This is a genomic window from Mucilaginibacter celer (genome assembly GCF_003576455.2).
GTDB lineage: Bacteria > Bacteroidota > Bacteroidia > Sphingobacteriales > Sphingobacteriaceae > Mucilaginibacter > Mucilaginibacter celer.
In genome coordinates this window covers 737,403-759,528 of sequence record NZ_CP032869.1, presented here as the reverse complement: position 1 = coordinate 759,528, position 22,126 = coordinate 737,403, and the positions used below count along the sequence as shown (strand labels likewise).

Sequence of the window (22,126 nt, the reverse complement as noted above, 5' to 3'; positions counted from 1 at the left end):
CCAAAATCCAACATTTAGTTTAAATTATGAATCAGTTTCAAGAATTATTTGACAAACAAAAAGCCTATTTCAACACGGACATTACTAAAAGCTATGAATGGCGTATTGAACAGCTGGACCGGCTGGAACGCCTGTTGATAGAAAAACAAGATGACATCAGGGAGGCCCTGGGAAAAGACTTTAAGACAGCCTCGAATGAACAGGCCTTTGAGATCATGGCTCCTTTAGGTACCATTGCCTTTACCAGGTCGCAACTAAAGGAATGGATGAAACCGGTACCTGCCCCTATGCCGAAAGCGCTGGCAAAAACAGGTCATACTGCAGTAACGTACCGGGAGCCTTTTGGCGTTTCTCTTGTTATCGGGCCATTTAACGGCCCTGTTATTTTATTATTGCTGCCTGCGATAGCGGCCCTTTCCGCCGGCAACACGGTTATTTTAAAGACAAGTGAAGCCGTACCAGCTTCCGCCGAGGTTTTCGCAAGATGTGTTGCTGAATATTTTGAACCCGAGGCCGTAACGATGGTCAGGGGCGATAAAGAGGTGGTAACGCAATTACTGGCACTACCTTTCGATTTTATTTTTTTTACGGGCAGCGTAAAAGTTGGCAAAATAGTCATGCGGGCCGCTGCTGAAAATTTAACACCGGTATTGCTGGAACTTGGGGGACAAAATCCAGGTATCGTTGATGAAACCGCTAACGTTAAGGACGCAGCGAAAAAACTCGCCTGGGGAGCTACCGCCTGGGGTGGACAGTGGTGCACATCTCCGGGATATGCCTATGTACACGAATCCGTAGCCGGAGAATTTGTTGAGGAAGCGAGAAAAGCGCTGCTGGATATGTTTGGTCCCGACCCCAAGAACAACCCCGACTATGACCGGATCATCAGCCCTAAAGAAGTTAAAAGGCTCGCGGCGCTGATCGATCAGGATAAGGTTATTGCGGGAGGCGATTTCGACGACGAAGCAAAATATCTCGCGCCCACCATCCTTTATCCGGTAATGTGGTCTGACCCGATTATGGACGATGAAATTTTCGGCCCGATATTACCGGTCATCATCTATTCAGATCTTAAGGAAGTAGTAAAGAACATCAAAAGTAAAGCGAAACCTCTGGCCGCTTTCATTTTCAGCCGCAACCAAACCAATATCGACTTCATTTTGAACTCCGTGTCTTTCGGCGGAGGCGCCATCAATCAGAGCAATGTGAATTTATATGTAGAATCTATGCCTTACGGCGGGGTCGGTAATTCCGGTCTCGGTAATTACTATGGCAAATACGGTTATGAAGCGCTGACACATCCGAAATCAATATTGGTTTCCCCTGCGGATGTGGCCATTGATCACCTGTTTCCACCGTTCACTAAAGAAACAGCTGAAGCCCAGCAATTGTGGTTTGAATATTAACCTGGTTTCCGGGATATAGACCAGGACATTAAATCTGATCAGGTACTCATACCTAAAAGGGTAAGTTCCGCCTGCAAAGCGGAACTTACCCAATTTTCCTTTTATCCTCTTTTATCCTGTTAAATGGCTCAGATCCCGGACAAATGAGCAAATCCGTATTGTCGCTTCATACAAAGCAGCGTCCACACCGGTTGCCGGAACATGAAGACTGTATCACCTGCGCACCGGGTTCTCCCCGGAGGCGTTCGTCCATTTTTGAAGAACCGCGAATCCCTGGTATTCCGGAGCCAGTTTTATAAATGTTTCTTTCCGTCTTTTATCAAACCACTTACTGACCGTTTTATTCGTTTTGTCGGCAAGGGCATATTCCTTTAGTTTGGCAAAATCCTGATCCAGGCTGGCCTTGTGGGCATTGATCACCGATTTCAGGTAAAGTATCTTGTAGCTTTTTTTCCCGTCCGCCCCTGTGAATAGTTCAGGCCTCGCGATTTCCCCGGTTTTCATGGTATCCACCATCAACGCGACCTTCGGATCCAGCTTGTCGGTTGGTATGTAGGTGGAGCGTGACTGGACATCTTCAGAATTCAACAACATTCCGCCATTATACTTCGTATCCTTTTCATCAGAATAATAGCTTGCCGCTGCTGAAAAATCGAGGTCCTTTCTATGGGCCGTCATCAGTTGATAAATGCTGTCCGCTTTAACCCTTGCCCGGTCCAGGCTGGCTTGGGTGATCACCGGAGAGATCAATATATGCCGCACATGCACCTGCTCTCCCCGTCTTTCTATCACCTGTAAGAAATGAAACCCGAAGTCTGTTTCAAACACGGGGGATAACTCACCCGCTTTCAGTCTGAATGCCGTAGCTGTAAACTCCTTCACAAAGATGGTACGGTCGGCAAACCCCAGGTCACCGCCTTCAGGAGCAGATCCCGGATCCTGGGAGTATAGCCTGGCTAGGGTTGCGAAATCCTCCCCTTTTTTAACGCGTTGTCTCAGGTCTTCCGCTTTTGCCCTGTAGACACCCTTCTCTTCTTTATTCAGCTTGGGCTGGAAAACGATCTCGCCGACTTCGACTTCTTTATTAAATGACGGCAGGCTGTCTTTGGGGATTGCATTAAAATAGTTTCTCACCTCCTGGGGCGTCACGTTCAGCTTTTCGGTGATTTTCTGCTGCATCTTCTGGGCCACCATCTGTTCTCTCAGGTCCGGGCGGATCTCGTCCTTATACTGGATGACCGTACGGCCTAAAAAAGCTTCCAGTTTATCCTGCCCCCCGGCGCGCTGCATCATTTCACGCATGCGGCGGTCCACGTTCGCGTCGACCTCGTCGTCTTTGACGTCAATACTGTCGATCGCAGCCTGCTGGGCGAGCAGCTTCTGTGTAAGCAGCGTCTGTAATATCCTTGATTTAACAGCGGGATCAGGCTGATTACCCTGCACCAGAAAATTTGCATAAGATAATTCGATGTCAGAAAGTAAAATGGGGCTGTTCCCGACGACAGCCACGATCTTGTCAAGTGTTTTTCCCGTTTTAACTGCTTTCGTTGTATCTTCCTGCGCATACGACGCCGCTGATAAAGTAATTGAAGCAATAAGTGATAAAAATAGTTTATTCATGGATAAAAGTATGCATCCGAAGGTCTATTCCCGCCCGGATTCAAATAGCCCCTTTATTCAATTTCAATGCCATCACGTAATTATTTGGCAGTAAACATCTTTTAAATTCAAGTCGCTTAATTCTTTACTATATATCATAAATCAACATAAAAAAAACGTCAGTTCGTATTGAGCCGACATCCCTGATGCTTCAATTCTCTAATTTCAGGTCAAAAGGAAAAATCAATCCTGCGAAAAAAAACAAAAGCAGGTTTAATGGAAACCAGATGCGATCTTTGTTTAAAACAGGGATCGCCATGAAAAAAGTATTGTTGTTGCTTATCGAGGGCTTTGAATTTTATGAAGCAAGCGTCTTTATCGATGTGATCGGCTGGAACATGATGGAAGGCGATCAAAACACCAGGCTTTATACCTGCGGACTGTCAAAAGAGGTTAACAGCGCTTTCGGCCAGAAAGCTGTGACTGATTACCTGCTCAGTGACATCGTTATAGCGGAATACGCAGCGCTGGCCGTGCCGGGAGGTTTTGGCGAATACCGTTTTTACGAGCAGGCCTATGATGATGCCGTCACGAAACTGATCCTGGCATTTCACCAGGAAGATAAATGGATCGCCTCTGTCTGTGCAGGCGCTTTCCCGGTGGCACAATCAGGTATTTTATCCGGTCGGAGCGGTACCACCTATAACCTGGAACCCGGTATGCAGGATCAACTGCACCAGATGGGCGTACAGATCCGGCAGGAACCGATCGTAACCGACAGCAAGATCATAACATCCTGGAATCCTTCGACTGCCGTGGAGGTGGCATTTCAATTACTCGGACACCTTACCTCCCCAGAAAACGCGGCAACCGTAAAGGCCTTGATGGGCTTTACAGCATAATCCGGAACCGCTTCGCATCACTGCGCTATCCAAAAAGCCGGAGCCTTGTCGTGGTTCCCCTGATCAGGCGTTTTCAGCAGAGCCGACACCTTTCATTTATCGAACTGACTAAGCTGATGCTCGAGCAGGGTGATGTTCAATGTTTTAACACGATCCCAGGCATCCAAGCCCTGAACGGTAAAATAACGGTGTCTTTTCATTTGACTAAGCGTTTCGATGATGCTTTCCTTCTCATTCACGAGAACTCCGCCGAGTGTCTCTTTTTCCATTACCAGCAATTTATGCCTGACGGGAAAAGCTGGATCCCCGTAATCAGAGGAAATGGCATCATAAGTCAGTTCCTCCAGGAAGCCGCGCTTATATTTCTTGTCCATGGCCAGTATCAGCTCGCAGATTTCATGTCTGATGTCCTGCTGTACGTTATGTTCTTTAAGAAGATCCTCCGCAAGCAGTACCGCGGTAAACAAGCCGTTTTCCATTTCCAGCAGGAAACCCGTACTGTAAAAAGACACGGCCGTTTCGACTATAAAGGTGCCCAGTTCATTTAACTTACTTTGCGCAGTCAGCATTTTAACTGCCTCGATGGTACGGTTGACGTGTTTGAGGTCATGATAAAGAAATTTATCAGATTGCTGCAGTTTAAATAAAGAACTGATGTGGGAGGTTACATTTTTCTGTAATACTGAAAATTCCATTGCTTAACACGGATGCTTATCTGTCCTTCCTTATCCTGTTCAATAAAAAGGCCTTTAGTTAACCTGCTGATAATTTGCATACTATAGAAAACCCGGGGAAGCCGATGTTCCGATATATCGTAAATCAGCAAAAGCAAAAACGAAAAGAAGCAATAGGTAATGCAGCATAACCGGCTCCTCCGTTGATTTCAATCGCCACCGGCAGGTTTAGAGACTTTCGGTGTCATCATTATCCTCCATTGCGAAATTCCGGAGCTGAATTCTTTTAAAGCTGACAGCTATGGTGGTACCATGATCTTCGGAAATTGACAACTTTCCGTTCAGTTCTTCAGCCAGGCCTTTCATGAGCTTGATACCGAATGAGTTCGTTTGATCACTGTCAAACCCGACAGGCAAGCCTTTGCCGTTGTCGTTGATGATCAGCAACAGTTCATCGGCCTGTATGTGCTCCAGGCTGACCGTCAGTTTATCCTGACCCTGATGCGGAAAAGCATGTTTGAAGGCATTGGTGACCGCTTCATTTAAAAGCAACCCGACCGGGATAGCCTGGACGACATCCAGTTCAATAGGGTCAACACGTACAATGAAACCAACGGCGTGTTTCGCTTTATAAAACTCTTTCAGATAATCGATGAGTTCATTGATATAGCCACGCATGGGGACCGTTGACATATTATCCGCGCGGTAAAGTTTCTGGTGGATCAGCGACATGGTCTGGATACGGTGCCTGCTGTCCGCCACCGCATCGTAGGCCGCTCCATCTTTTAAATAGAGGGACTGTGAGGAGAGAAGGCTCACGATCATCTGCATATTATTCTTAACCCGGTGATGGGCCTCCCTCGTCAGCCACTCATTGTCGCGGAGCAATTTCTCCAGGGCGGTATTCTTTTCAGATATGATCCGCTGCTTTTCCTGCATCTGCAGGTTACTGCGTTGCTTCAGCCGATAACGGTTATAAACCAGGGCCAGCAAAACTGACACCATTACAAATCCGGCGAGTACAACGTTTTTGATTGCCTTCGCCTTGTCCACCTGATTTTGTTCCAGCTGGCTTTGCTTTTGTAAAAGCTGGATATTTTTGGATTGCAGTTCGAGATTCCGGTCTTTCCGCTCCGATTCATTCCTGATCGCCACTTCTTCCAAAAGCTTTTTATTGGTGGCATTGTAAAGTGAATCATTTATTTTTTTGTGCAGCTGGTAATGCCGGATAGCGGCCACCCATTTTCCTGATGCGGAATCAACTTTAAACTGCAGCAGCTGTATCTGCCGCATCGCGGAAGGTCTGATCAGCGTCACCGGTATCCCCAGCAATTTGTCAAGGTATAAACCTGCGTCTTTATAGCGGCCGATACCTACATAAAAATTACTGACGGTATTATAATTTCGCAGATAATCTTCAAAATCCTGATTTTTAAGATCGACATCCGAAAGCCGGATGAGGTCCCGGTAATAAAATTCTGCTTTGGTTATATCCCCCATCTTTTCGTAACAATTTCCGAAAGCTGTATCCATCCACTGTCGCTGGGTATCGTTTGCAGGCGGCATGAATTGGGTCTTATCCGTCAAAAATGTCAGTGCATCGGTATTTTCTCCTTCTGCAAGCAGGGTTTTAACGACGCTTGCCAGGGCTTCAAAATACCTGTTGTAGTTTTTTTCTTTCAGGCTGAATGCTAACGCTTTATTAAAAAAAACCCGACTTTTGGCATAAAGGCCAAGGTCAAAATAGGTCATTGCAATATTGAAATAAAAATAAGAAGCATAAGAATAGTCTCCCGTAGCTTCCATGCTGCTGATCACTTCGGTTTTGTAAAAAAGTTCCTTATGAAAATTACCTTTGAGTTTACTCAGAGAGGCGAGCAGGTCATAAGTAAAATGCAGGTTTTTAAAGCCCACGGATCTGAGCTGACGGACAACGGTTTTCAATTCACTTTCGGCCAGGTCGTAATTGCCCTGTACCATATGCATGTCTGCAATCTTTTTGAAAACCAGAATCGCTTTCAAGCGTTCATGCGCCCGTTCATAGACCATCCGGGCGTGCTGGTAGTTCTCGATTTTTTTATCAATGGTTTTAGGTCCGCGGTTTAAGGCATCACCCAGTCTTTCCCAGGTCCGCGCCTCAAGATCCGGATTGTGCGTGTCCTGATAATACCCAATCACCATGAGATAAAACCGGGAACCCTGCTCCACATCGTCGACATGGAGGTGACAATTCCCGATCCGCAGCAAAGTTTCATTTTCCAATGAAACGGAATGAAGGGCCCTGCTCAGGGCAAGCGCCTGGTTGAGGACGGCAATAGAGCTATCTCTGTCTATTTGGAAATAACCCTTTTTATCGATGAAGTAATCGGCAATTTTATATTGCAGCTTAATTCGGTCAGTGTCCGGCTTACTTCGACTGATTTCGTCGCGCAGACGGGCGACGTTTTCACCGGCATGATTTTGCGGATAAGCCGAAGCTGAACATATAATAAAGATAAACGAGATCAACCAAACCCTAACCATAAAATCCAAATTAAGCCATGAGCAGGAAATTCAATAATCTTCATCGGATAGTCCTAGCCGGTTCATAGCCAATAACCACTTAACCATGGAAGATGTTTGGTACAAGAGCCGCAACCATGATTGCCGGCTTTTTAAAAATAGGTATTTAATCCCTGAAAATAAAATCACAAATGCAGGAACCTGAAGGGAGGACCACTACCTGCTACGTTATCTCGTAATCCATCTGTTTATTTTTGATATTTCGTAATCAAAAATCACAAAAAGCCATTTAAACAACTGATATTCAACAAAAAACCACATGGCATCAATATGGCAATCCGCGTTCAGAATACCCATGGGCAAATCAGAAAAAACCAGGAAAAGATATATTGAAAAAGCTGCTGTTACTTTTAATACCAGAGGTATCGGCGGCACCACGGTTGATGAGATCATTCAGGCTGCTGAAGGTTCCAAAGGATCGCTTTACAGCCATTTTATAAATAAGGAGGCCCTGTCTTACGAAGTGGTCGATTTCCTGCTGGATAAGTATAATCAAAAATTGCGGGCCATATTCGATTCGGCGCTCCCCGTGACGGACAGGTTCTATACTTTACTGCGATACAATGTCAATCCTTTGGATTTTTTTATCGCGGGAGGCAGTCCGATGATCAATTTCTCCACTGAATGCGATGACGGCAATGAAATTGTCCGGTTAAAGGTCAAGGCAGCTTTTGAACAAAACATCCGGCTGTTTTGCAGGCTGCTCCAGGAGGGGGTCGACGGGGGCCTGCTTACACCGGCAACGCCGGTGGAAATATTCGCTTACAAGGTTTTTTGCCTGATCGAAGGAACGGGCGCTTTTTGCAGGGTCACAGGTGACAACGCGCCGATGCGTAACCTGATCGACGACCTGCAACAGGAATTCGACAACTACCGGATCCGCTCATGAACAGCAATACCAACCGTTCCGTCCCGAAAAATAAAATTCAGCTACCGCCATACGATATTAACCCGGGTTAATATTATCCGGGCAAAGAGGCTGTAGGTTTGCAGTGTCAAAATCAATTGACGCAAAAATTTAAAAAAATGAAAACTTTCATCTTAACATTGGCCATAGCCCTGATGGGCATCACCACCTTCGCACAAAATAAAAACAAAACCGGCATTAAAAAGCAACAAACCATTGTGATTGTTCCGGGCGCATGGACCGACCCTTCCGCATGGGCTTACGTTATACCTTCTTTAAAAGCAAAAGGCTTTGATGTGATCGCCGTTACTTTGCCGGGACACGGATCAGATACCACTTCTTTTGCCCATATCAATTTGCAATCTTACGTGGACGCTGTAAAAAATGCGATCGGCGATAAAACGAATATCGTACTGGTAGGCCATAGCATGGCAGGCATTGTGATCAGCCAGGTAGCCGAGGACATCCCGGCACAGATCAAAAAACTGGTTTATGTGGCAGCCTACCTTCCTGCTGACGGCGAAAGCCTGCTTGCACTCGCCCAGACCGATGCCGACGCTCACGTAGGTAAATACCTGCAGATCGACCAGGCAACCGGTTCGGCCAATATCGCAAAAGAAGATATTGTAGACGCATTCGTTGCCGATTCACCAAAACCAGTTCAGGAACAGGTGGTTGCCGGTTTCAAAGCCGATCCACTTGCTCCGCTCGCAGGTACTGTTAAACTGACCGCGGCTAACTTCGGTTCAATTACAAAAACCTATATCCATACACTGAATGACCATACCGTAAGCTACAAATTACAGCTGGCCATGGTTGCCAAAGCCCATGTAAAAAAAGAATATGAACTGCCCAGCAGCCATACGCCATTCCTTTCCATGCCTGATAAACTCGCAGCGATCATTATCAATGAAGCCAAATAAGGATTGCCATCCCTGTCCATATAAAGCTCACCGGCGTTTTCGCCGGTGGGCTTTTCCTGTTAAATTTAACTATTAACCTATTACCCCAATAATGACCGAATCAGACCATTTACAACAAGCTTTATCTGCTATCGCCGGACTTGACCGCGAGGCATTTGAATTATCCCGTCCTCTATGGAAACTAAAGACCTATAAAAAAGGGGAATTCTACAATGAATACCAGAATGTATGCAGGCATCTCGGTTTTGTAATAAGCGGTGTGTTCAGGATCTACCGTGCGGACGAAAAAACAGGGGAAGAGAAAAATATGCTCTTTTATTCCAATGGCCAGTTCGTCGCATCCTTTAAAAGCTTTCTTAACCAGGCCGCCTGTGATTACTATACCTCCGCGGTGAGCGACTCGCTCATCCTTTATATCCATATCGACAACCTGAACCAGCTTTACCAGCAATCACACAGCTGGGAACGCTTCGGAAGAATGATCGCTGAACAGGCTTACAACCAGGTCATGAACAATACCGAAGGATTTCTGTTCAAAACCCCGGAAGAGCGGTATCTGGAAATGCTGAAACTGCACCCGGATATTTTCAATGCGGTGCCGCTGTACCACATCGCATCCTACCTGGGTATCCAGGCGCCTTCCCTGAGCCGTATCAGGAAACGGATGGTAGGCCGGTAAACCAATAGTTGCTGTGCGAAGGCGACGAACAATTTTAAGCGCGGGAAAGAACCCGGACACCTTACCGGTGCCCGGGTTTAAATAGCTTCGATATTTCCGGAGATATTGGCGGTTTTCGTTGCCTTGCTCAGGACCGCCAAAGGATACAAACTGCTTAAATCAATTGACGGCAAACCGTTCCCAGGGCCCGATAAGCGTCCGGTCGCAGATCATCGGCTTGATACCGTCCTCGGCGGTCACATATTTTCCGTTATTACCACGGAGGGAAACAGACCCGTCATCATTGATCAGATAATCAAAGCGTTCCCACTCCCCGACGGCAGTCCGGTTACAGGTCATTGGCCCGCTGCCATTTTCGGAAGACACGAACTTACCCATGCTCTGCAGGGCGACTTTCCCGTTCCCGGCATCGGTTACAGTGAATGTCTCCCAGATATCCCCATGGGGTACGTTACAGTACATTGGCCCGTTACCATTGTTGCCGCCGACCCATAAATTGTTGTAGCCGATAAATTTAACGGGCTTATTGTAAGGGGGCAAATGCATCGGTCCGCTCCCGACAACCGGTTCGGTGGGCCTGAGCAATGTCAGCGGAATAAGCCCCTTGAACATTTTAGTACCGTCGTTCGTCAGCCTCATATAATAATCGGCAGAACATTTTACGCCGTCTTCATTTAGCGCCAGAAGGCCAAGTCCGGAGGGCTGCATGGTATCATCCTCGGCGGTCTTCGCGATCTGATTAGCCTCGTTATACTCATCGAACATGGATATATAAAGCCCCTGTGCGCCCAGCCGGGTCATATTGTAAAACTGGTGCCACATGAAATCCCCGTGAACGCGGTGCTTCGCCGAGAGGTCGCCGGGGAGTACGCAGGGCTGGTAGGCTATGTTGTTGGCTTTGCAGTAAACGAGGTCCGGCTGGTTATAATTCGTATAGTAAAAATCAGATTGCTGGTTATTGCCTATCGCGCCGACCATCCAGGGCGAGATCATATCCAATGCCTTGAAAACCGGTTCAAAATTCTTATCACCCGGTTTAATGTAATCGCGCCATTCATGCGGCACGCCGCCGATGACATAGCAACCTTTGCTCCGGAACCAATTCACCACGTCCAGTTCAGCCGCGGGGGTCTGATCTCTGTCCGCAAAGCCAAGGCCCCATATACAAACCACAGGCTTCCCGTTCTGTACCGCATAAGCCGGAGATGACGTAAAGCGGGCGATTTTATCTGTCCAGTCAGTTTTGATATCATTCTGAAAAGTCGTCCAGCCGCTGATGTCATACATGATATAAAATTTAACGTTATGGGCTTCGGCGGCAGTTCTCACTTTTGCCGTGATCGCCGTGCGCATATCGAGGTAATCATGAAACCGTTGCAGTGCCGCTACTTCAATCCCGTTTTCCTGCATCCAGCGGAAATGGGTATCCACCGTCTGGTCCGTATAGGATGAAAAAAGCCTGGTCGGCTGCCCGTTGCCCATAGCAGGCAGTCCTGTCGTAAATAACGTCGTGTATTCCCTCACATCGGGCCAGGATTTAACCATATTGCCGATACTCGGCGCGGCGTTATTGCCGGTCCAATGCCACCAGATCTGTTCGTTGGCCCCGTCACCGGGACAGCTAAACCATCCCTGGTAACCTACCACCGCATGACCGATAACGTCGCCCCCGGTACTGCCGGTATTCAGCCGCCTGCTTGTGACCAAATCGCTGCTACTCATCTTTTGGAGATCTTTTTTGGCACAACCGGCCATAATAATAAACAACAGTAAAAAATACTTCTTCATAGATAATTTTTACTTAACCTATACGAAACCCATACCAATACAAAATAGATTATGTATTAAGGAGTTAGCGGCCATCGAAAACCCGCCGGCTGTTTTATTTCATAAATAAACATGATTCCTGCGAAATGAAACACATCGATAGTTCTGAATGCAAAAACAGGAGGCTTCTTTGGGTCTATGATAATTCCTTCCGTAAAAAGCAGCTTACTTTATTTCATTGACGGGCGGTGTTTTTTCGAAATATAGTAAGACAATCATTACAAAATAAATACAAGCAACTGATAATAAATCAATTAAAGAACGGCATAAATATGGCATCATAGAAGAAATTTCAAAGCGTGAGTTATGGATAAGAAGATATTAGTCACAGGTGCCACCGGCAAAACAGGTAAAGAAACGGTTTATCAGTTGCTGAAAAATAACATACCTGTCCGGGCATTGGTGCGCAAAGCCGACGAGAGGTCTGCTGAACTGAAGGAGATCGGCGCCGAAATCGTCCTCGGCGATCTGCTGGATTTCGACAGCGTGACGGCTGCATTAAAAGGCATTACCGGCGCTTATTTTGTATACCCGGTGATCGTACCAGGCATATTGGATGCGACGGCCAAATTCGCGCAGGCGGCCCTGGAGAACGGGCTGGAGATGGTCGTGAATATGTCCCAGATATCTGCACGCCGTGAAGCGAAGAGCAACGCGGCACAAAGTCACTGGCTGGGAGAGCGACTTTTTGACCGTTCGGGTGTTCCGGTCGTTCACCTGCGGCCGACATTCTTTGCCGAATGGCTGATGTACCGCGCCGGTGAGATCAAGGTTAAAAACTCCCTGACGCTTCCTTTCGGTAATGGTGTTTATGCACCTATAGCAGCAGCAGACCAGGGCCGTTTTATCGCTGCTATCCTTGCCGGACCTGAGGGGCATGCGGGCAAAACGTACCCGCTTTTCGGCCCCAAAGAGCTAAGCCAGTTTGAAATCGCCGATATTCTTACCGAAGTATTAAAACGGAAAATCACCTATTACCCGGTCGAGATCGCCGATTACGGAAAATTTATGGAAAAGGAGTTTGGCTATGATCCGTGGTTCGTACAGCATGTCATCGCCGTAGCCCAGGACTGCCGGGACGGGATCTTTTCGGGAACCAACGAACTGATCAGGCAAATAACCGGGACGGCCCCGATGTCCATGCATGAGTATATTGAAGAAAACAGGGGCTTGTTCGAATAGGAAAATTCACTATTAACTAAACTGATCATAACCGAAGAGGCCGCGGCAGAAATGTCCGGCCTTTTTAGAGCAACCAAACTAAATGGAAGATCACCTTTTGAAATTTGCTATCGAAGCCCATGGTGGGCTTGAGCGGTGGAATCGTATTAAATCTCTGAACATTGATCTTTCCATATCCGGCGCTATCTGGTATGTCAAAGGCAGACCGGAGATACTGAAGGATATCAGCGTCTTTGTGGAAACACAACAAGAGAAGTTGATCATGACTTTTAATGGAGAGGACAAGAAGATTTATTTTGTGCCCTCGGCTATCGCAATTGGCGATTCCCACGGAAATATCCGGCAACAAATTGCCCATCCCGTTGAGAAATTCAGCGGGCATACGCTGGAAACACCCTGGGAGGATGTACATGTTGCCTATTTCAGTGGTGAGGCGCTCTGGACCTACTTAACTACGCCGTTCCTGTATACCTATCCGGGATTTGAATCTTTCGAGATAGAACCCTGGAAAGTAAACGGTGAAACCTGGAGAAGGCTGAAGGTGATATTTCCGGATCATATCAGTAGCCACACCCGGGAGCAGATATCTTATTTTGGGCCGGACGGCCTGCTCCGGCGCCATGATTACACTGTTGATATTCTCGGCGGGGCAACGGGTGCAAATTTCGCTTCGGGATACCGCAACGTCGACGGCCTGATATTCCCGACAATTCGGCGGGTCTTTGCTTATGAATCCGTAACCTACCGTGCTATAGAAGATCCCTTACTGGTTTCCATTGATATGCGGAATATACAACTTAATTATTTTGATGAATAGCTATTTTATTATGGTGAGGGCAACTGGTTAATTTAAACGGTTGCCCATGAACTCTTTCTCTTTTGCTTTTTAAAACCTGTCAATCCACGGCTGTTGAATATGTGCTGAAAAACCTTTACAATCGTTGCTTTGTTCTGCTGCGCCGGAATCCGCATTAACTCCAACCTTGTTATCCGGTTACCAGTCAGCCTGTAAATGTTACTTTATTGAGTAATAACGTTTGATATTTGTTAATAAAACAAATACGGCAACCTAAAACACAAAAACCAATTAGGATATTGTGAACACCATTTTTCAGGCATGCAAAGTTATTTACACATTCAAAAACTGCTTCGAATAACTATCAAAACCTTGAAGATAAAACCATTAAATCAATTACCAATAGAAATAGCCATCGATTGGAATAAGCTTAAACTAATCCCTCTCCAGTCCTAAACCAAATAAAATTGCTTACCTCCGCAGCATCAATATATCATTAAATTCAATAACCATAAATTACCAAAAACTCACTTTTATTTTATGAATATTTAATTTAAATGATACAACAAATCTAAGTATTGACGGCATTTTTTACGATAAAAAAATGTGGTGTCCAGATTGCTTTTTTAAGAACAACGATCTGCTACTTTTAATTAAGGCGCACAAAAAAAACCTTAACTAATGCAGATTTGTAATATTTTCAAATAGCAATCAAGATCCGTCCTGTATTCAAATCTGTGGTTACGTATAATATCTTAAGACCGAATTTATTCTAAGCTGGCTCCGCTTATCGCTTTCTTGGTGTCGGGAAGAAGAAAAAGCATTAGGGCAACTAATGATAGACAAGCAATAAAGGAAACAACACTGGCAATGAAGGCTAGCTCCCACCCGCTTGGTTTATAATAAAAGAAAACACCTCCAATTATACTAATTCCCAATGCGGAAGCAGTTTGTTGAACAGTTGAGTAAACTCCCGCTGCTGCTCCAGAGTATTCGACTGGCACGTTCATCAAGGTAAGGTTTAAAAGAGATGGCAGAACGAGCCCATTTCCAAATCCATAAGTCCCTAAAAGAATCGGTATGATTATACGAATACCTTGTGGCTTCAAATAGATCCATTGTAATATCAAGGCTGCAAAAATAATACTCAATCCGACGAGCAGAACCTTTTTGCCATAGCGACTTGTAAGCCGCGGTGCGAAAGAAGATGAAATTGTGAAAAAAGTTCCTGCAGGTATAAAATAAATACCACAGTCTGTAGCTGAAATTGACAGGCCATTTTGAATGTATATAGCGCTAATCATTAAAAATGAAGTATGCATCATGAAATGGAAGAATACAGCAACAAGTCCGATATCAAAATCCTTGAGTTTAAATAAACGCATATCCACAAGCGGTTCATTTGCAGACTTTAATTTCTTTTCTTGATTTTTGTAAAAATAAACAAAGAGTAGAAAAGACGATAAGATTAATAAAATACTCCATAAAGGCCATCCCGCTTGGCGACCTTCAATCAGTGGATATATGAGGGCAAAAAGTGCTAGCGTGAGAATCAAAATCCCGGAGTAGTCAAATTTACCCGCTTTAATTGTTTTAGTCTCCTCCAAACAATAATAGGCCGCCACTAATGTTATAAAACCGATCGGTAGGTTAATAAAAAATATAAGTCGCCATCCCTGTATAATCCAATGTACGTCTGATAAGTAGCCCCCTAATATTTGTCCTGCAACAGAAGCAACTCCTAGCGTTATGCCAAATAATCCGTATGCTTTAGCCCGTTCTCCTGGTTCTGTAAATAAGATTTGTATATATGCAATTGCCTGTGGAACCATAAAAGATGCGCTCGTGCCCTGCAAGAATCGCATAACGTTTAGTTGAAGTGGAGTTATGGCCATTGCACATAGGCAAGATGATATGGTAAAGCCTAACATACCCCAGAAAAACACATGCTTTTTTCCATAATGGTCACCTGCTCGGGCGCCCGTTATCAAAAATCCGGCATAGCCTAAGAGGTATCCGGCTATCACCAATTGCAGCTCAGCATCATTTGCATGCACTCCTATCTTAATCGCCGGGATAGCTACATTTATAATAAAGACATCTATGATAGATAGAAGAGGTGCTGCTAAAACGATGATCAATCCGAGCCATTTGTTCCTGGGTAATTTCATGAACTTAGAAATAACCATTTTAATGCCATATCATATAACATTGCAAATCAATTGAATCCGAAACGATCATTTAAAATTTGTTTCTTTATATCATAAATCAACAATTTCAGTATATAGAAAAAGAAAGTTGTTAAGCGACCACAAATTTGACAGTTTCGCAGTGCCAGGATTAAAATCATTAAGATATATTATAAAAAGAACTTTCAGTAATTCACGACTTTATCGAAACCGCCCTGAGATTGCTTTAGTATGGGTTCCATCTTGTAATAGAGTATTGTCAAAATTGCGTATCAATAAGATAATGCTGATGTTAACACATAAGGGCGCCTATCGAAAAGCGCGGCCTCCCAACTGCTTATACCCTACTCAATAACTGAATCTTTATTTCAGGAAATACCTAAAGAAAGCACTCATACTCTTCAAAGCATTTTTCTTATTTTGTAGTGATCGCTTTGATTATTTCTAAACCACCCTCGGCACTAATGGAACTTACGCTGCGCACGAATGCCGAGGATGTCTTGGAAATATGTCGCCCGTTTAAATCGCAGACATCTGGAATAAACAAATGCAAGCCAAATTTTTATTTTGCAACTTAAATTCCCGCCATTGCATTTTAAATAAATGCGATCAGCCCATCAACTTGAAAATGAGATCTCACCCATGTCCACAGCAACCAAAAGAGGTTCAGGAACTGCGATATGGTCTCCTTCAAATGCATATATTCTTCTTGAAGTTGGTATTATGATACCATCTACATCCCGATAATTTGTCGCATAGTTCGCCCCTGTTGCTCCGCCAAGTATATCAACTGTGTAATCATGTCGCCGAAGCAGGCCATCAGGTCCAAAGAATGATATTTGCTCCCTTGTGTGACTTGCTATGTAGTCAGGGAAAGTTACTTTTAGACGCCTCCAAATCTCGCCATTTTCTTCCCAGGGTTCAATCTCCACAGTTTCAAACCCCGGATAGGTATACAAAAATGGCGTCGTAAGATATGTCCATAAGGCCTCCCCACTGAAATACGCTACATGTACGTCTTCCCAGGGAGTATCACGTAGGTGACCCTCAAAACACATTATTGGATTCTCAAATACTTTTGAAACTACACCCTCTCCGTTTGCTACAGAAATTTTTTCTGCCTCAAAAATTGTTTTTTTATTTTTCCCGGGAAAGTCCATAATAAGTCTCTCTTTGTGAGTTTCAGCAGTCATAATAACATCTTTCAAGACATCAGGCCTGCCTTTTACATGCCATATCGCGCCGGTTATGGAAGCATGAACTTTTACTGATTTAAATTTTTTCCAGCGATCTAAACCGCCGTGGGCCGCTACAGCCAATGTTAAAAGATCGTTCATTTTATTGGTTGATTGTAAGAATCGTGTATTAGAAGTCCGTGCTCAAAATCATTTCTTTCCATTTCACCATTTCATTTTCACGAAGGGACTTGTTCTTTTCGTAAAAGTCGAGACAATCCTTTCCTAATGGAAGGTGGACAGGTGGGTTCTCTAAATTGACCAGTTTTAACAAGGCCTGTCCCAATTTACTTGGATCACCCGGTTGCGCTCCGTTAAATTGAGAAGTGAGCGCTTTTATTTTACCAGAGGTTTGATCGTAGTCTTCAATAATTAAATCGGCCTGCACAAATGAGCTCTCATCAAGAAAATTGGTACGAAACATGCCCGGTTCGACAACAGTAACTTGGATGCCCAAAGGATTCAACTCCATCGCCATCGCTTCTGAAAGACCTTCCACCGCGAACTTCGTAGCACTATAGATTCCCCAGCCGGGAATAGTACCAAAAGCAAAGTAAGCTGATATGTTAATTACGTGTCCACTTCTTTGTTTACGCAGGTAAGGAAGCACTGCCCTGCTTACATTTAGAATCCCAAATACATTGGTATCAAACTGACCTCTTGCTTCTTTATCAGAAGCTTCTTCAACACTGCTTATTAAACCGAATCCTGCATTGTTGACAACAATGTCAATTTTGCCAAAATGGTTGATACCTTCATCTACAGCAAGTTTAACCTGTAATTCATTGGTAACGTCCATTCTTAGAATCAACAAATTCTTATGGTCCTTTAACACGGACTCAAGTTCAGATCCGGTTTTCCGTAGTGTTGCAATAACTTTGTCCCCCACTGAAAGTGCAGCTTTTGCGATTTCGAGGCCGAAACCCTTTCCGGCTCCGGTTATAAACCAAACTTTTTCCATATAATTTTGTGTGTTTTTGAAATCAAACTCCTATAATGATGCCAGACTATAATGATTTGTTTTATAATACATTATAATATTCTTGTACAGATATTATTTGCTTTAATTCGTAAATCGGCATTTTTTAAAACGATATGATCTTGTATTTAGCCGACAAGTTGTATTTCTGAAACTTTGAATTTAATGTAAATGTCAAATGATGGAATTGAATTCAAGATCAATGAATTTAATTAAGCCCAATGAGGTCCTTAATTGAAGTTGAGATAGGCGATTGTTTTTTCCTCATTGCGGGCTACTAAGTATAGCAGGAATCTCTGACCACGCTAACCAAAAATGCATTGACATGGGTTAGGCTGGCCCATGAGATTATGTCATGAAAAGATCAAAGAATGGATTCAGCAATTAGACAACACACATGCTGCCATACTCATTGATGCTTCAGTTGCAAACTTAAACTCAAGGGATAGCCTTATGAAAGGAGTATAAAAAGTCTCCGGCAGTACCGCTGCAACATCTCTTTATCAGCCATCAATCTGCTGGCGAGATCTACCTGATCTTTGAATGCTCAGAAAAAAATGATTTTTGCCGTGGAATGCAAGGTAAATTAACAATGGTTCGATTACTTTAGTTGGAAAAAAACCTGACCACGTTCAAGATCGAATATGAGATGCAGTTAGGTAACAAGATTCATTTTGCGTAAAATAAGGCCGGAAGTATACTGTTAATACAGCTATCTTGTATAATGCGGCTTTTCAACCTTGATATTATTTAACCTTAAACAATTTCTTAATTGCGAATTTGTGATCGCTTTATCTCTGGTTCAGTCAGCAGATGACCAGGAAAGGCTGATAAGCAACCTACTTCACCAACACAGACAGCGAGTGTCCTTGATTGAATTTGAAAGTTAGTACATTACTCTGCCAGTAATTGATCAATGGACTGAGTCAACTTCTGCTTGATATTGTCAGGGTTTGAGTGGATCGATCTGATTATGCCGTTTTTATCAATGACCATAGAAGTTGGGTAGCCAAATATCTGATAAGTACTAATCGTCTTTTCCGCATCTGATAACAGCGTGTATTTAAACTGATGTTTTTTGAGAAATGCTTTGATCATGGAAGTGTTGTCAGGTGCTAATGCGAGGAATACCACTTTAGAGGTGGCATATTGAGTGGTTATTGCATTGAGCTTCGGCATTTCTTGTATACAGGTGCCGCAGGAAGTAAACCAAAAGTTAAGGACCACTACCTTCCCCCGGAATTCGTTCAGACTATAGTTTTTGCCATTGATAGCCTTTAAGGAAATGATCGGAGCGGGCTTATTCAACAAAGAATTTATGTTGACCTCGTGTGCTGCCAGCTCCTGATAATAAGCGTCGTCTAAGGGCCGGATGTGCAATATCTCCGGGTCAGACCTGTCCGGGTGAAACATGATCTCTGCCTTTTTCCAGGATTTGATCACACTATCCAATTTGGCGATTGAGATGGTGTCGCCATTTGGCAGGATGTATTTTTTTGCGGTGATAGTCATGGTAACGCCTTTATTTCCATCCTCTTTAGAGGGAATGCTTTGCGCATTTGAGTTAGTAATAAAGCAAAGACATGCTATGCTTACACTCAATGCTTTACAGATACCATTCGTAATAAGATCGGGTCTCTTACAAATAAATGTTTTTAGCCGCTTGATCTGCTGATTTAAATTGGTTAAGCGCATTTTGCCTCCTATATGTTATTTGTTAAAGATGTACCAGCACGGCAAGCAATGCCATGAGTGCGAGTACGGATTGAAAAAAAAAAAATTTTAGACCTGTCACGGCGAGTCTCCCATGCGATGATCTCCAACCATAGCACATAAACGTGAGATATGCTGACGAGTAAGATTTGGATCTGAGAAATAATTTTCATAGTTAAATTAACCTTCAGTTGTACCTAATGATTTATTATGGTGATAACTCCTTAAATTTTGGAAATCTCATTGTGAAACAATGGATATACCTGAATGAATGCTGCCAGTGCGGGCAAAGCTTGTGCGGCTGCCAGAAGGTAAGCCTTAGTCGAAAAGGCCAGCACGATCCCTGCACCGGTGCCACAAAAACACAGGAACAAAATCAAGGTATAACCGGGCAAATATTTCCGTTTATTGATTAAAATGCTTCCTGTCACTCCTGAAAGCATGATGAAAAGGTTATAAAATCCTTGATTGATGAACAGATTCCTAAGCGTAATAGCCTGCACTTCAAAAGAAGAACCGACAGGGTTATTTAATAATACGAGTAACTGCTCATTCAAAAAAGGTTGCATCCAAAAGATGGCTTCTATCAGAAAGAACATAAAGTGCACGATAATCACAATGGTAACAAGTAATTTTGTAGTTCTTTTCATTTTAAATATTGTTCACGTAGTGAAATTATCTATGTCTTGTTTGTTACAGCAGATCATTTAATGCGGAACCGAATATTATTATTCATTTCTTATGCCAATTTGCAAATATTTAATTTACAGCCAATTGCAAGACACACCCTTAAAAAACACTACGTTATTTCGCAATTAAACCCGTTTCTTTTTGTATGCCATAGGTCTTACTCCATTAACTTTAATCATTAAAGCGAATGGAATCTTTTTACAAGTGTCGCTATGGAAAACAGCTCACCTTGGATTTGAACTGTTAACCTCTGCATAAAGGTCACACCTAACAAATTGTCTCTTCAAGTTCAAAGTCATCTACCAAAACAATTTCGTCATCGGTAATCAGCATTGTGTAATAATATTCATCATCCTGCTCTGTTACGATCTTTTCATAAAAATAGCCTGTGTCCCGATCAAGGGTACACAGGCATCAATCAAAACAACACTCACAACACTTATTTTAATTCCAGCCACCGCCGAGTGACCGGTAAAGGTCTACGGTTGCATCCAATCTTGCTTTTTTAATGGATGCAAGCTCCAGCTGGCTTTGTAATACATTACTTTCTGCTATAATAACTTCCAGGTAGGTTGCCATACCATTTTTGAAGAGCAGTTGGGAATTCCGTGTAGCCTGCTGCAGCGTACCTGTCCGCTCGGCCGCAAGGTATTGCTGCTGCTTCAGTTTATCGAGTTTAACAAGCGCATCCGAAACTTCACCATACGCCGTCAGAACAGATTGGCGGAACCTGATCACGGTAATTTCGCGGTCAGTTTTGGCAACATTAAAGTTGGTACGCAGTCTTTTCTTGTCAAACAGCGGTTGGGCTATCCCCCCTACAACTGTTCCAAACAGGGAAGCAGGGAGATTGAACCAGTTACTCGCTCTAATCGCATCCAGTCCTCCCTGCCCGTTAATGGTTAGTGACGGATAAAGGCTGGCTTTTGCAACCCCAACTTCGGCATTCGCTTTATCCAGGGCAAGTTCAGCCTGGCGGACATCCGGTCTTCTCTTTAACAACTCTGCAGGGAGGCCAGTAGTCAATTTTTCAGCGAAAACGAGCGAATCAAGGACCCTGTACCTGTTAACCGGATTTGGTAGCCGCCCCGACAAAACGCTGATGGCATTTTCCTGAACCGCGATCTGCTGCTCAAACCTGGGCACCAATGCTTCTGCGGTCAGTTTCTGTGCTTCAACCTGCTGTATAGCCAGGTTGCTTACTTTTCCGGATTTATATTGCAATTGCACCAAGGATAAAGTACTGTCATTTAGCAAGACGTTATTTTTCGCTATCCGAAGCTGCGCATCCAGCATGAGCAGGTTGTAATATCCTTTGGAGATATCACTGACGATCCTGGTCTGTACCCCTTTCCGCGCTTCCTGGGTGCTAAGGTAACCGGCAAGCGCGGCTTCCTTCCGGCCGTGTATTTTCCCCCAGATATCCGCTTCCCATGTCAGCGAGGCTGCAAGGGAATAATCTTCAATGTGTTGCTGCCCCAGAAAACTGTTCAGCTGCATGCCGTTTAAACTGTTGTCGGATGGACGGCCCGAACTTGCGGACAAGCCGACTCCCACAGATGGAACATCCCCCAGTTTCGCCTGTTTAAGCACCAGCTCCGCGGCTTGTATATTATTTACGGCGACCTGCAGGTCGAAATTATGATCGATAGCGTCGGCAATCAGCGTTTTCAGTTCCGGGTCATCAAAATATGATTTCCAGGGCAATGCCCCGATGGAGACCGAATCTTCCGGATTATCACGGAAAGCGACAGGAAGTTTCATGTCAGGCACTGTGACATCTTTCGATACCTTACACCCTGCCATGACGTGGATAGTCAGCAAAACAGTGGCTGCTATACTATATTTCATTAGTGTTCTCAT

Annotated in this window: 17 protein-coding genes; 7 read left to right on the top strand and 10 right to left on the bottom strand. The window is 44.2% G+C overall.

What is annotated here, in order from left to right:
- Positions 1-26: 26 nt before the first annotated feature.
- On the top strand, positions 27-1,406 hold the full coding sequence (locus HYN43_RS03120) for an aldehyde dehydrogenase family protein (RefSeq protein ID WP_119408067.1): 1,380 nt from the start codon (positions 27-29) through the stop codon (positions 1,404-1,406).
- A 213-nt stretch (positions 1,407-1,619) separates the two neighbouring features.
- On the opposite strand, the gene HYN43_RS03115 is transcribed toward HYN43_RS03120, so the two are convergent.
- The gene (locus HYN43_RS03115; protein ID WP_119408066.1) at positions 1,620-3,026 is read right to left on the bottom strand and encodes a peptidylprolyl isomerase; all 1,407 of its coding nucleotides are present in this window, start codon (positions 3,024-3,026) and stop codon (positions 1,620-1,622) included.
- Positions 3,027-3,322: 296 nt separating this feature from the next.
- Here HYN43_RS03115 and HYN43_RS03110 point away from each other — a divergent pair, with 296 nt between their 5' ends.
- Positions 3,323-3,907 carry a DJ-1/PfpI family protein gene (locus tag HYN43_RS03110; protein WP_119408065.1) on the top strand — a complete coding sequence of 195 codons (585 nt, stop codon included), beginning with the start codon at positions 3,323-3,325 and terminating at the stop codon, positions 3,905-3,907.
- A 92-nt stretch (positions 3,908-3,999) separates the two neighbouring features.
- On the opposite strand, the gene HYN43_RS03105 is transcribed toward HYN43_RS03110, so the two are convergent.
- Positions 4,000-4,602, bottom strand: a complete 603-nt coding sequence (locus tag HYN43_RS03105; protein WP_119408064.1) for a hypothetical protein — start codon at positions 4,600-4,602, stop codon at positions 4,000-4,002.
- Positions 4,603-4,809: 207 nt separating this feature from the next.
- The gene (locus HYN43_RS03100) at positions 4,810-7,104 is read right to left on the bottom strand and encodes a tetratricopeptide repeat-containing sensor histidine kinase (RefSeq protein ID WP_119408063.1); all 2,295 of its coding nucleotides are present in this window, start codon (positions 7,102-7,104) and stop codon (positions 4,810-4,812) included.
- 298 nt (positions 7,105-7,402) lie between these two features.
- Here HYN43_RS03100 and HYN43_RS03095 point away from each other — a divergent pair, with 298 nt between their 5' ends.
- The 3 genes from HYN43_RS03095 (at position 7,403) to HYN43_RS03085 (ending at position 9,652) form a co-directional block, all read left to right on the top strand.
- The gene (locus tag HYN43_RS03095) at positions 7,403-8,032 is read left to right on the top strand and encodes a TetR/AcrR family transcriptional regulator (RefSeq protein ID WP_119408062.1); all 630 of its coding nucleotides are present in this window, start codon (positions 7,403-7,405) and stop codon (positions 8,030-8,032) included.
- 137 nt (positions 8,033-8,169) lie between these two features.
- Positions 8,170-8,973, top strand: a complete 804-nt coding sequence (locus HYN43_RS03090; protein WP_119408061.1) for an alpha/beta fold hydrolase — start codon at positions 8,170-8,172, stop codon at positions 8,971-8,973.
- 91 nt (positions 8,974-9,064) lie between these two features.
- Complete coding sequence (locus HYN43_RS03085; RefSeq protein WP_119408060.1) at positions 9,065-9,652, top strand: Crp/Fnr family transcriptional regulator; 588 nt, start codon at positions 9,065-9,067, stop codon at positions 9,650-9,652.
- A 159-nt stretch (positions 9,653-9,811) separates the two neighbouring features.
- Here the strand turns inward: HYN43_RS03085 and HYN43_RS03080 are convergent, their stop codons facing one another.
- Complete coding sequence (locus HYN43_RS03080; RefSeq protein ID WP_121540007.1) at positions 9,812-11,440, bottom strand: lectin; 1,629 nt, start codon at positions 11,438-11,440, stop codon at positions 9,812-9,814.
- Between the two features lie 345 nt (positions 11,441-11,785).
- Between HYN43_RS03080 and HYN43_RS03075 the strand changes: the two genes are divergently transcribed.
- Entirely contained in the window at positions 11,786-12,661 is an 876-nt protein-coding gene (locus tag HYN43_RS03075; protein WP_119408058.1) for an NmrA family NAD(P)-binding protein, read from the top strand.
- 82 nt (positions 12,662-12,743) lie between these two features.
- Positions 12,744-13,478, top strand: a complete 735-nt coding sequence (locus HYN43_RS03070; RefSeq protein ID WP_119408057.1) for a hypothetical protein — start codon at positions 12,744-12,746, stop codon at positions 13,476-13,478.
- Positions 13,479-14,224: 746 nt separating this feature from the next.
- On the opposite strand, the gene HYN43_RS03065 is transcribed toward HYN43_RS03070, so the two are convergent.
- The 6 genes from HYN43_RS03065 to HYN43_RS03040 all read right to left on the bottom strand — a co-directional run bounded on the left by HYN43_RS03065 (position 14,225) and on the right by HYN43_RS03040 (position 22,126).
- Positions 14,225-15,628: an MFS transporter gene (locus HYN43_RS03065; protein WP_162996285.1), complete on the bottom strand. Its 1,404-nt coding sequence runs from the start codon at positions 15,626-15,628 to the stop codon at positions 14,225-14,227.
- Between the two features lie 635 nt (positions 15,629-16,263).
- Positions 16,264-16,983, bottom strand: a complete 720-nt coding sequence (locus HYN43_RS03060; protein ID WP_119408055.1) for a hypothetical protein — start codon at positions 16,981-16,983, stop codon at positions 16,264-16,266.
- 28 nt (positions 16,984-17,011) lie between these two features.
- Positions 17,012-17,842, bottom strand: a complete 831-nt coding sequence (locus HYN43_RS03055) for an oxidoreductase (RefSeq protein WP_119408054.1) — start codon at positions 17,840-17,842, stop codon at positions 17,012-17,014.
- Positions 17,843-18,754: 912 nt separating this feature from the next.
- On the bottom strand, positions 18,755-19,372 hold the full coding sequence (locus HYN43_RS03050; RefSeq protein WP_162996284.1) for a peroxiredoxin family protein: 618 nt from the start codon (positions 19,370-19,372) through the stop codon (positions 18,755-18,757).
- 425 nt (positions 19,373-19,797) lie between these two features.
- Positions 19,798-20,223, bottom strand: a complete 426-nt coding sequence (locus HYN43_RS03045) for a DUF1304 family protein (RefSeq protein WP_119408052.1) — start codon at positions 20,221-20,223, stop codon at positions 19,798-19,800.
- 484 nt (positions 20,224-20,707) lie between these two features.
- The gene (locus tag HYN43_RS03040; protein WP_119408051.1) at positions 20,708-22,126 is read right to left on the bottom strand and encodes a TolC family protein; all 1,419 of its coding nucleotides are present in this window, start codon (positions 22,124-22,126) and stop codon (positions 20,708-20,710) included.

Excerpts from the sequence above, each read along its gene's own strand:
- HYN43_RS03120 (WP_119408067.1), top strand. The coding sequence starts at position 27 with ATGAATCAGTTTCAAGAATTATTTGACAAACAAAAAGCCTATTTCAAC.
- HYN43_RS03115 (WP_119408066.1), bottom strand. The coding sequence starts at position 3,026 with ATGAATAAACTATTTTTATCACTTATTGCTTCAATTACTTTATCAGCG.
- HYN43_RS03110 (WP_119408065.1), top strand. The coding sequence starts at position 3,323 with ATGAAAAAAGTATTGTTGTTGCTTATCGAGGGCTTTGAATTTTATGAA.
- HYN43_RS03105 (WP_119408064.1), bottom strand. The coding sequence starts at position 4,602 with ATGGAATTTTCAGTATTACAGAAAAATGTAACCTCCCACATCAGTTCT.
- HYN43_RS03100 (WP_119408063.1), bottom strand. The coding sequence starts at position 7,104 with ATGGTTAGGGTTTGGTTGATCTCGTTTATCTTTATTATATGTTCAGCT.
- HYN43_RS03095 (WP_119408062.1), top strand. The coding sequence starts at position 7,403 with ATGGCATCAATATGGCAATCCGCGTTCAGAATACCCATGGGCAAATCA.
- HYN43_RS03090 (WP_119408061.1), top strand. The coding sequence starts at position 8,170 with ATGAAAACTTTCATCTTAACATTGGCCATAGCCCTGATGGGCATCACC.
- HYN43_RS03085 (WP_119408060.1), top strand. The coding sequence starts at position 9,065 with ATGACCGAATCAGACCATTTACAACAAGCTTTATCTGCTATCGCCGGA.
- HYN43_RS03080 (WP_121540007.1), bottom strand. The coding sequence starts at position 11,440 with ATGAAGAAGTATTTTTTACTGTTGTTTATTATTATGGCCGGTTGTGCC.
- HYN43_RS03075 (WP_119408058.1), top strand. The coding sequence starts at position 11,786 with ATGGATAAGAAGATATTAGTCACAGGTGCCACCGGCAAAACAGGTAAA.
- HYN43_RS03070 (WP_119408057.1), top strand. The coding sequence starts at position 12,744 with ATGGAAGATCACCTTTTGAAATTTGCTATCGAAGCCCATGGTGGGCTT.
- HYN43_RS03065 (WP_162996285.1), bottom strand. The coding sequence starts at position 15,628 with ATGAAATTACCCAGGAACAAATGGCTCGGATTGATCATCGTTTTAGCA.
- HYN43_RS03060 (WP_119408055.1), bottom strand. The coding sequence starts at position 16,983 with ATGAACGATCTTTTAACATTGGCTGTAGCGGCCCACGGCGGTTTAGAT.
- HYN43_RS03055 (WP_119408054.1), bottom strand. The coding sequence starts at position 17,842 with ATGGAAAAAGTTTGGTTTATAACCGGAGCCGGAAAGGGTTTCGGCCTC.
- HYN43_RS03050 (WP_162996284.1), bottom strand. The coding sequence starts at position 19,372 with ATGACTATCACCGCAAAAAAATACATCCTGCCAAATGGCGACACCATC.
- HYN43_RS03045 (WP_119408052.1), bottom strand. The coding sequence starts at position 20,223 with ATGAAAAGAACTACAAAATTACTTGTTACCATTGTGATTATCGTGCAC.
- HYN43_RS03040 (WP_119408051.1), bottom strand. The coding sequence starts at position 22,126 with ATGAGAACACTAATGAAATATAGTATAGCAGCCACTGTTTTGCTGACT.